Raw genomic sequence first — 9,624 nt, forward strand, 5'->3', positions numbered from 1 at the left:
CCGCTATGACCCCTCAGACCGTTCAGATCCGCGACATCACCATTGGCGCGGACAATCCGATCTCGCTGATCACCGGCCCCTGCCAGCTGGAAAGCTATGACCACGCCCGCATGATGTGCGAGCGGATCCTGGAGGCCTGTGCCCCCACCGGCACGAAGTTCATCTTCAAGGCCAGCTACGACAAGGCCAACCGCTCCTCCATCAAAACCCAGCGCGGTCTGGGGATGGAAAAGGGCCTCGAAATCCTGGCCCGTATCCGCGACGAATTTGGCGTCCCGGTGCTGACCGATGTGCATGAGCCCTCGCATTGCGCCCCGGCGGCTGAGGTCTGCGAAGTGCTGCAGATCCCGGCGTTCCTCTGCCGTCAGACCGATCTGCTGCTGGCCGCAGGCGAGACCGGCCGCGCGATCAATATCAAAAAGGGCCAGTTCCTGGCGCCCTGGGATATGAAAAACGTCGCGGAAAAGGTGGAAAGCACCGGCAACCGCAAGATCATGCTTTGCGAGCGCGGCACCTCTTTTGGCTATAACACGCTGGTCACCGACTTCCGGGGCATGCCGACCATGGCGCAGACCGGCTGGCCGGTGGTCTTTGACGCCACCCATTCGGTGCAGCAGCCGGGTGGCTTGGGCGGCTCTTCGGGCGGGCAGCGCGAATTTGCCCCGGTGCTGGCGCGGGCGGCCTGCGCGGTGGGCGTCTCGGCGCTGTTCATTGAGACCCATGAGGATCCGGACAATGCCCCCTCGGACGGGCCGAATATGATCCCGATTGAGCAGATGGGCGCTCTGATCGCCAATCTGCGCGCCTTTGATGCCCTGGCGAAGGGGATCTGAGCCATGGCTGATATCGCGATCATCATTCCGGCCCGCTATGCTTCAACCCGCTATCCGGCGAAGCCGCTGGCGACGCTGAAGGGGGCCTCGGGCGTGGCGCGCACGCTGCTGGAACGCTCTGTCATGGCCGGGCGCAAGGCGGTTGAGGAGTTCGGCGGCGATGTGGCGCTTTATGTGGCGACCGACGACGCCCGCATCGCCGATGAGGCTGCGCGGATCGGGGCTGAGGTCATCATGACCTCAGAGGCCTGCCGCAACGGCACCGAGCGCGTCTCTGAGGCGCTGAAAAACGCCGGGATCGCGCCGAAGATCGTGGTGAACCTGCAGGGCGATGCGCCGCTGACGCCGCCGCATTTTGTGACCGCCCTGATCCGCACCATGATCGACGAGCCGGAGTGCCGGATGGCGACCCCGGTGCTGCGCTGTGACGCCGAGGCCGTGCAGAATTTCATCAATGACCGCGCCCATGGCCGGGTCGGCGCGACCACGGTGGTCTCAAACCAATTGGGCCAGGCGCTTTACTTCTCAAAAGAGGTGATCCCCTTCACCAATGGCAAGGGTGTGGTCAACGGCGAGGTGCCGGTCTTTCACCACGTCGGGCTTTATGCCTATCGCCCCGAGGCGCTGGCGGCCTATATGTCCTGGGAGCCGGGGCCGCTCGAGACCCTTGAGGGGCTGGAGCAGCTGCGGTTTCTGGAGAACGGCCATCCCATTCGCACGGTTGAGGTTTCGGCCCCTGGTGCGGCCTTCTGGGAGCTGAACAACCCCTCCGATGTGCCGCTGATTGAGGGCTATCTGGCGCGGATGGGGATGGAGTGATCCCCGCGCGCGGCGCAGGTCAGATCCGCAGATTCCGCCATTGAACCAAAGCGCGCTCCGGGGTCTGAAAGGCCCCGGAGCGTTTCACTTTCTGGGAGGATCTGATGAGCGACTGGCTGGGACTGGCGGGCAAAACCGTGGCTGTGACCGGGGCATTGGGCGGCATTGGCCGGGCCATCACGCGGGCCTTTCTGGAGGCAGGCGTCAATGTGCTGCTGATCGACCGCAAACCGGCGGATGAGACAGAGGCCATGGCGGAATTTGCCGGCAAACCGGCGCGCTTTGCGGCTGCCGATGTCAGCGACAAAGCCTCGCTGGAGGCGGCTTTCGCGCTTGGGCGGGAGGCTTTTGGCGCGATTGATCTTCTGGTCAATAATGCCGCCATGTCGAACCCGGCGCCGCTGCGCGAACTGAGCATGGAGGCCTTTGAGCGCCAGATGCAGGTCAATGTGGGCGGCTATCTGCTTTGCGCCCAGGTCTATCTGGCGCAGCGCCCGGAGGGCGGCGGCTCGATCGTGAATATCGCCTCGATCGCGGGGCGCAATGCGCAGCTGAATTCGGGTGGCTATGCCTGTGGCAAGGCGGCCATTTTGATGCTGAGCCAGCAGATGGCGCTGGAATGGGGGCCGGAGGGCCTGCGGGTCAATTCGGTGAGCCCGGGGCTTTTCGTGACGCCGCTGACGAAGCATTTTTACGAAGATCCGGCAGATCGCCAGCGCCGCGAAGAGGTGGTGCCGCTGCGCCGGGTCGGCGATCCGAAAGATCTGGCGGATGCGGTGGTTTACCTCTCATCCTCGCGGGCAGCTTATGTGAACGGTGCTGAGATCATCGTGGATGGCGGCTTTTCGCAGACTTTGATGAGCCATATCCCCCGGCCCTATCATAAGAGATAAACACCGGCGGGGGTCTGCGCCTGTGGCAGGCCCCGGGGGCTGACGGCCCCCGGACCCCCGTGAGTATTTCTAAAAAGCCAAAAGCCGCAGGCGGGAGCGCTGCGGCTTTTGTTGATCTGTTTGTCGCGCGCAGCTTAGTCGAGCTTCAGGCCCCGGGCCTCAATGACGGCACCGAACTGCTCTTTATCAGCGGCAAGCTGGTCGTCCATGACCGAAGGCGCGCCGCCGACTTTGAACTGGCCGATCTTGTCGAGGAACTCGAGGGTCGAGGGCTGCTGCAGCACTTTGTCGAGGGCCGCGTTGATCTGGGTGACGAGCGCGTCATCCATGCCTTTGGGGGCGAAGATGCCGGTCCAGAAGGAGGTGGTGATCTGCGGGTAGCCAAGCTCTTTGAAGGTCGGCACCTCCGAGAGGCGCTCCATGCGCTCATCCCGGGCGAGGGCCAGCATCTTCATGGTGCCGGCCTGGATCTGGCCCAGAACGCCGAGCGGCGAGGAGACGGTGAAATCGACCTGACCGCCGAGGATGTCACGGACCTCTTCCGAGGTGGCTTTGTAGGAGACTTCGGTGAGTTTGAAGCCGAATTCCTGCTGCAGGATCGCGCCGAAGACCTGGCTCAGCGAGCCGGGGCCGAAGGTGCCGAAGCGCAGCGGTTTGTCGGAGGATTTTGCGCGGGCGACAAACTCTTCGAAGGTATTGAGCCCGGAGGCCGTCGGCACCGTTACGGCCAGCGGGCCGTTCGAGATATATGAGACCGATTTGAAGTCTTCGAGTTTGAAGGGCACGCTTTTGCGCATCATCACATTGAGCGACAGCGGGCCGGTGCCGCCGACGAAGAGCGTGTTATTGGGCTGGCGGGTGCCGGCCACATATTGCGCACCGATGATGCCGTTTGCGCCCGGCTTATTGTCGACGAGGAACGAGCGGCCCAGCTCTTTTGAGAGGCCGTCTGCGAGCACGCGCGAAATGCCGTCGATGCCGCTGCCGGCCGAATAGGGCACGATCAGCGTGATCGGATCATTCGAGGCCAGCGCCAGGCCCGAGGTCAGCGGCAGGGCGGCGAGGGCAGAGAGACCGCCGAGGATGGCGCGACGTTGAATATTCATGAGGGATCCTCCCAGATCTCAGTTGCGCGAGGTTAGCGGGCGATTTCAAAGGGGTATAGCGGACGCGCCGCAGAACAGTTCTGCACCCGGGCGCAGTTATCCCGCAGGGTGGAATTATTTCCTGTAAAAGCACGCCGGAGGCCTGGCCTGTTCCGGGCGGATGTCAGGGACGCTGCGTCACGCCGGCCGGTCCCTTCTGCGCGGGGCGCAGGATTTTTTCGCCGTCCCGGTGGCTGCAGGTGAGAAAGCGGCCTCTCCGGGCTGGAAATGCGCAGGCCCGGCGCTTTACCGGGCCTGACGCGTGGGCGAATCTCTGTCAGAGATCAGGCCTCAAAGGTCGGGACGATGGCCATCTGCGGCACGGTCACAAGGCCTTTGTCAGTGATCCGGATCTCGGGGATGACCGAGAGCGGGATCAGGTTGAAGCCCATATAGGGGATCGCGCAGCCCGCCTCTTCCCAGGCGGCTTTCAGGGCACGGGTCTCTTCGGCCACCTCATGGACGCGCTTGTCGGACATGAGGCCTGCCACCGGCAGCGCCACAAAGGCTTTGACCTCGCCGTCGCGCACCACGGCGATGCCGCCCTGATGCTTTTCGATCTCGGCCACGGCCAGCAGCATATCCGCCTCATTGAGGCCCGCCACGATGATATTATGGCTGTCATGGCCGACCGACGAGGCCACGGCCCCGGCTTTCAGGGTGAAGTCGTGCAGGAACCCTTTGGCGATATTGCCATCGGATTTGCCGTGACGCTCAATCACCGCGACATGGGTGAGGCTATGGGCCGCCAGGGTCCCGGCCCAGTCTTTGCCCGGGGTGACCGGCACTTTGCGGTGCGGCAGCGCGATGCCCGGCATCTCAATGCCGATCGCATTGACGGTGACCGGACCTGCGGGCAGCTCGGGCAGCAGGCTGCGCGCGGCGGGCAGCTTCACGGTCTGATAGGCGGCTTTGGGATAGGTGTAGCGCGCTTCAAGGCAGTGATCGAGCAGCGGGGTGATTTTGCCGCCCTCAACCATCAGCTCGCCACCATACCAGGTGTTCTGCACCTTCAGATCGTCGTTCAGCAGGATCACATCGGCGCGGCGGCCACCGCCAAGTGCGCCGAAATCGCCGTCCATGCCAAAGCGGGTCGCACCATGCAGCGAGCCCATGGCCCAGGCGGTGGCGGGGGCCATCCCAAGGCGGATCGCTTCGCGCACAACCCAGTCCTGGCCGAAGGTCAGCAGGTCATCAGCGTCGCGGTCATCGGTGCAGACGCAGAAGCGTTTCGGCGAAGCCCCGTCTTTGGTGATCGCGCCAATCGCCTCAGCGATCGAGTTCCAGGGGGTGGAGGGATTGCCGCCGCGCAGGAAGACCCAGATCCCGGCATCAGCCATGTCATTGGCAATTTCGCGGTCGATGGCTTCATGGGTATCGGTGACGCCGGAGGCGGCATAGCCCGGAATAAACTCCCGGCCATAGACGTGGCCTGAGACCGGGCGGCCGCGCTTCAGGCTTTCGGCGATGATCGCATGGCTGCGCGGATCGCCCATGACGACCGGCACAAAGTCCATCTTCTCGCCCAGAGCCACCGCTTCGGGCCAGGCATCAAAGAGCGCGCCGATTTTCTCGGGCGTCAGATCGCCGCCTGCGGTCTCCAGCTCCGGCGATGTGGCCGGAACGGTCGAGGGCACGGTGAGGAAGATCGACATCGGCGCAAGGCGGGCGTCTTCCAGCATGGCCTCAATACCCGCCACATCCATGACGTTGCCGATCTCATGGCTGTCGCAGAAGATGGTGGTGGTGCCGTTCAGCAGCGCGCCCTCGGCATAGGCGCAGGCGGTGATCATCGAGCTTTCGATGTGGATATGCGGATCCACGAGGCCGGGAGCCAGGATGCCGCCCCTGGCGTCATAGATCGCCTTCGGCTGCGGGGCGCTGCGATGGGCACCAGGGTCTTTCACCGCCGCGATGCGACCACCCGAGAGCCAGATCTCTTTCGGGCCGGATATGCGGTCAGTATAGGTCGAGAGGATCCGCGCATCGGTGATGACCAGATCTGCCGCCGCGCGGCCACCGGCCACGGCAGCAAGCTGGCGGGTCATCTGCCAAAGAGGGGCTGTGGAAAAACGGGTCACGGGACGCGTCATGGCTCTGCTCCGGTTCAGGCAATTCTGACCCAGCCATACACCTCTGCGGATCCGCCGGACAGAGTGGGGCGAACGGAAATGACAAAAGGCGCGGCAGGATGTCCCACCGCGCCCCGTGTGAGTGCCTGATCCGTAATCAGTTTTTCTTCTGAACCCCAAAGAGCGGCCCGGCGATCAGGGCCAGAACAGCCGCCCCGAAGGAAAAGAGCGCGCCCATCTTGGCCGCCGCCTGCACCGGGATATCGCCCAGCATGACATTGGGATCAAACGCAACCGAGGCCACAAAGAGCGCCACCGTAAAGCCGATGGCCGCAACGATCCCCATGACCGGCAGATCGTTCAGCCGCATCCCCTCGGGCAGGCCAAGGCGCATGGGCACGGCCGCGATCCAGCCAAAGAGCGTGATCCCCAGCGGCTTGCCGATCAGCAGCGCCAGCAGCACGATCCAGGTCGGAGAGCCGATGGCCGAAAATTCCACCCCCGCATTCAACAGGCCAAAGAGGAACAGAACCAGTTGCACCGGCGCTTTGATGCCATGCTCGATGGTGTTGAGAAGATCAGTCTGATGCGCCTCTTCTTCGGCGAAAATCCCAAAGCCCCGGTCCGCATGCGGAATGGTCAGGACCACCGGCAAAAGGCCAAGCGCGGGATGGATCCCAGCCTCCTGGAAGGCATACCAGCTGATCGCCCCGGCAATGGCATAGGGCCAGAAGCTGAGTTTCTCGCGCATCCAGGTAGAGCGGGGACGGGCCTGATTGCCGCGATCAAGGCGGCGCGGCAGCCAGTTGGCCAGCACAAAGACCCCCGCCGCAGCCGCAGCCGAGACCAGAAGCCACTCCGGCGCCAGCGGGGCTGAGGGGTAAAAGAGCGCCAGAATAATCAGCCCAACCGCATCATCCGCAATCGCCAGCAGCAACAGGAAGCCCACCGCCGGGTGCCCTGCCCCGAAAACCAGCCGCCCGACCAGATAGGCAAAGGCAATATCGGTGGCCGTCGGCACCGCCCAGCCCCCCGCAACGGCCGAGAAGGTCGCAGCCCCCATCATGGCCGCCAGCGCCAGATAAACCGCCACAGGACCCACAACCCCGCCCGCCGTCGCAATCAGCGGCGTCAGGGCCTTTTTACCGCGCAGCGAGCCTTCATCGAGGATAATCGCTTCCCAGACTTCTTTTGCCGCAATGGCAAAGAAGAACGCCATCAGCAGGTCGTTCACCAGGTAATGAAGCGTGAGCGTGCGGTGCGTAATGACCCCATCCGCGGCAAAGTTCGCCGCACCGATCGGGGCGTGATCCCAAAGGACCAGGTGTACGAGATGGTGATAGCTGTCATTGGCCGTATTCGCCCAAATCAGCGCAATGACCGCACCGCCAATCAGCATCAGCGAGTAGGTCGTGATAATATTCCAGATCCGATACACGGAAAGCCCCTCCCGGAAGTCTCAGCCCGCCTCCGCCCTATCGGATCATCTGCCCCGCGGCAAGAAAAGACCCGCTGACAGGCCGCGCCCGGCCCCGCGAGCGGGCACCTGTATCGACGAACCACGGTTGGAGTCATCCTGTGAGATTCAGTCTGTCAGACTTTCTGATCAGGCACCTGACATGAGCGGCCCTTCGAAGCCTGCTCCAGGATCAGCGACTGGCGTGGCGGCAAACCACTCCAATGCCGGTGCCGCTGCGCCCGAAGCAGCGCTGGTCGCTGGACTTTCTGTCGGACACGTTCGGGGCCTGCCGCAAATTCCGCATCCTGGCAGTCAACTACGATTGCTGCCGCGAGAACCTCGCCCTGATCGCCGATACCAGCATCTCAGGGGCCAGGGTGGGGCGCGAACGGGACGCTTTAGTCAGAACCTAAGGAAACCAGCCTGTGTCGTCACTTGATGTGAGCCCAGCAAACTGGATCATTTGAAACCGGAGTTTTCCGGCTCCCCTTCCCCATGGCCGGGAGGAGTTAAACGCGATGAAATCCCCGAAGTTCTCAGATGCCCAAAAGGCGTTCATCCTGAAGCAGGGCGCGGACGGTATGCCGGTGGCGGATCTGTGCCGCAAGGCCGGGATCAGCCCTGCGATCTCCTTCAGCTGGAAGAAAAAAACGACGGCATGCTGCCGACGGATATGCGGCGCATGAAGCTGCTCGAGGACGAGAATGCCAAGCTGCGCAAGCTCGTGGCAGATCTGTCCCTGGATAAAGTGAGCTACTCCCCGCTCCTTGGACAGTTTTCGGGGATATTTAAGCTACTGTCTGCGCCTGCCGGTCGGTTTCGAGCCTGTGGAGTAAACCATGGCGGGGGGTATCCCGCCATGGGCAGTATGTGGCCGCCGGTGATTGTAGAATGCGATCCAAGAGCCGATAGCGGCCTTTGCCTGCGACCCTGTCTTCCAGGCTTGCAAATAGGCGCATTCATACTTCAGCGACCGCCACAGACGCTCGATGAAGATATGGTCGATGCAGCGTCCTTTGCCCTCCATCGAGATCCGGGTGCCGACGCGTTTCAGGCGGTCAGTCCAGGCGAGGGACGTGAACTGTGAACCCTGGTCCGTATTCATGATCCCCGGCGCGCCGAAGCGGTGGATGGCCTCATTCAGCGCCTCGACGCAGAAGTCGGCCTCCAGCGTGTTGGAGATGCGCCAGGACAGCACCTTGCGGGTGAACCAGTCCATGATCGCCACCAGATACAGAAAGCCCCGCCGCCTCGGCAAATAGGTGATATCGGCGCACCAGCCCTGACCGGGCCGATCCACCCGCAGCCCGCCCGACAGTTAGGGATAGGTCTTGTGGCCCTTTCTCGGCTTGCTGGTGTTGGGCTTTTGATAGATCGGCATCAGGCGCATGAGCCGCATCAGCCGCCGGATGCGTTTTTTGGTTCACACCATGCCCCTCGTTCTGCAGATGCTAGGTCATCTGCCGGACAGCGTAGAAGGGTGTGTCGAGGAACTGCTGGTCAATGGCCCGCATCAGCCCAAGGTTCTGCTCCGTCTCTCCGACCTGTTCATGATAGTACGACGAGCGCGAGATCGACAGCAGGCGGCACTGCGCGCCGATCGACAACGCCGGATGGCCCCGCTCAATCATCCCTCGCCTCACTTGCCGGTCCACGGCTTGAGCTTTCGTGACAAAAATCGTTGGCGACAGCCTTCGCCATCGGGCTCGAACCGATGGCGCCTCGATGGCTCAGTCCCCAATTTTGGCGTGCAGCGACCGGACCGTCTCTTCATCCACTTCCGCAACGGGCTTTCTGCCGCCACGCTCGAAAATATCCGCAGCCCCGTCCAGCAGCGCCTTCTTCCATTGATGGATCATCGTCGGGTGCACGCCGTATTCGGCCGCCAACTCAGACACAATGCGCTCGCCCTTCACGGCCTCAAGCGCCACGCGTGCCTTGAAGCCCGCGTCATGGTTCCTGCGTTTCCGCATGCCTGATCTCCTCGTCCCTGGAGACCAGCAAACGTCAGATCGTAGCTTCCGTCACTGTCCGATTTCCGGGGAGTAGCTCAACTGAGGTGGCTGCGGAAATCTGAACAGCCGGGATAAGTGGATTTTCCGCGTATGAGCCGGGCCAGAAATTGATCCAGTGGATCAATTTCCCGGCGATTGAGCAGCATGCTGCTGCGAGTGAGGAGAAGACCATGGCAAGACGACCGCGCCGGAACCACAGCCCGGCTTTCAAGGTATGAGGAGGATCAGAAAACAGTCCGGGTATGAGCATGACAAGCATTTGATCTGGGGGATCAAATGCCCTGCGATTGGTTTTCCCGACGATTGAGTTGCGGTAGCCGCGATCAAGGGCGAGAAGGCGCTGATCGAGTTGGCGCAGGAGTTCGACGTTCATCCGAACCAGATCAAG

General features: G+C 62.7%; 7 protein-coding genes and 3 pseudogenes. 5 read left to right on the plus strand and 5 right to left on the minus strand.

Going from position 1 to position 9,624, the window contains the following annotated elements:
• The first annotated feature begins 5 nt into the window (after positions 1–5).
• From kdsA to EG244_RS16285, 3 genes are all read left to right on the plus strand, one after another.
• Entirely contained in the window at positions 6–833 is an 828-nt protein-coding gene (gene kdsA / locus EG244_RS16275; RefSeq protein ID WP_124966239.1) for a 3-deoxy-8-phosphooctulonate synthase, read from the plus strand.
• 3 nt (positions 834–836) lie between these two features.
• Complete coding sequence (locus EG244_RS16280) at positions 837–1,652, plus strand: 3-deoxy-manno-octulosonate cytidylyltransferase (RefSeq protein WP_124966240.1); 816 nt, start codon at positions 837–839, stop codon at positions 1,650–1,652.
• 104 nt (positions 1,653–1,756) lie between these two features.
• Positions 1,757–2,545, plus strand: coding sequence for an SDR family NAD(P)-dependent oxidoreductase (locus tag EG244_RS16285; RefSeq protein ID WP_124966241.1), 789 nt, complete (start codon positions 1,757–1,759; stop codon positions 2,543–2,545).
• Positions 2,546–2,679: 134 nt separating this feature from the next.
• Here EG244_RS16285 and EG244_RS16290 read toward each other — a convergent pair whose 3' ends face one another.
• The 3 genes from EG244_RS16290 to EG244_RS16300 all read right to left on the minus strand — a co-directional run bounded on the left by EG244_RS16290 (position 2,680) and on the right by EG244_RS16300 (position 7,200).
• Positions 2,680–3,651: a Bug family tripartite tricarboxylate transporter substrate binding protein gene (locus EG244_RS16290; protein WP_124966242.1), complete on the minus strand. Its 972-nt coding sequence runs from the start codon at positions 3,649–3,651 to the stop codon at positions 2,680–2,682.
• 323 nt (positions 3,652–3,974) lie between these two features.
• The gene (locus EG244_RS16295) at positions 3,975–5,783 is read right to left on the minus strand and encodes an adenine deaminase (protein ID WP_124966243.1); all 1,809 of its coding nucleotides are present in this window, start codon (positions 5,781–5,783) and stop codon (positions 3,975–3,977) included.
• A gap of 136 nt (positions 5,784–5,919) precedes the next feature.
• Positions 5,920–7,200 carry a Na+/H+ antiporter NhaA gene (locus EG244_RS16300; RefSeq protein ID WP_124966244.1) on the minus strand — a complete coding sequence of 427 codons (1,281 nt, stop codon included), beginning with the start codon at positions 7,198–7,200 and terminating at the stop codon, positions 5,920–5,922.
• 236 nt (positions 7,201–7,436) lie between these two features.
• Between EG244_RS16300 and EG244_RS16305 the strand changes: the two are divergent.
• A pseudogene (locus tag EG244_RS16305) lies at positions 7,437–7,628 on the plus strand (IS3 family transposase); the annotation flags it as partial.
• 111 nt (positions 7,629–7,739) lie between these two features.
• Positions 7,740–7,969 (plus strand): annotated as a pseudogene (locus tag EG244_RS16310) (transposase); the annotation flags it as partial.
• 45 nt (positions 7,970–8,014) lie between these two features.
• Here the strand turns inward: EG244_RS16310 and EG244_RS16315 are convergent.
• Together EG244_RS16315 and EG244_RS16320 are read right to left on the minus strand one after the other, a co-directional pair.
• A pseudogene (locus tag EG244_RS16315) lies at positions 8,015–9,194 on the minus strand (IS3 family transposase).
• 34 nt (positions 9,195–9,228) lie between these two features.
• A partial coding sequence (locus EG244_RS16320; protein WP_233589042.1) for a hypothetical protein occupies positions 9,229–9,624 on the minus strand: 396 nt, incomplete at its 5' end.

It is taken from the genome of Falsigemmobacter faecalis, from assembly GCF_003863335.1.
Classification (GTDB): Bacteria; Pseudomonadota; Alphaproteobacteria; order Rhodobacterales; family Rhodobacteraceae; genus Wagnerdoeblera; species Wagnerdoeblera faecalis.

What these genes read in the sequence shown, in the direction of transcription:
- EG244_RS16280 (WP_124966240.1), top strand. Translation starts at nt 837, where the DNA reads ATGGCTGATATCGCGATCATCATTCCGGCCCGCTATGCTTCAACCCGC.
- EG244_RS16285 (WP_124966241.1), top strand. Translation starts at nt 1,757, where the DNA reads ATGAGCGACTGGCTGGGACTGGCGGGCAAAACCGTGGCTGTGACCGGG.
- EG244_RS16290 (WP_124966242.1), bottom strand. Translation starts at nt 3,651, where the DNA reads ATGAATATTCAACGTCGCGCCATCCTCGGCGGTCTCTCTGCCCTCGCC.
- kdsA (WP_124966239.1), top strand. Translation starts at nt 6, where the DNA reads ATGACCCCTCAGACCGTTCAGATCCGCGACATCACCATTGGCGCGGAC.
- EG244_RS16295 (WP_124966243.1), bottom strand. Translation starts at nt 5,783, where the DNA reads ATGACGCGTCCCGTGACCCGTTTTTCCACAGCCCCTCTTTGGCAGATG.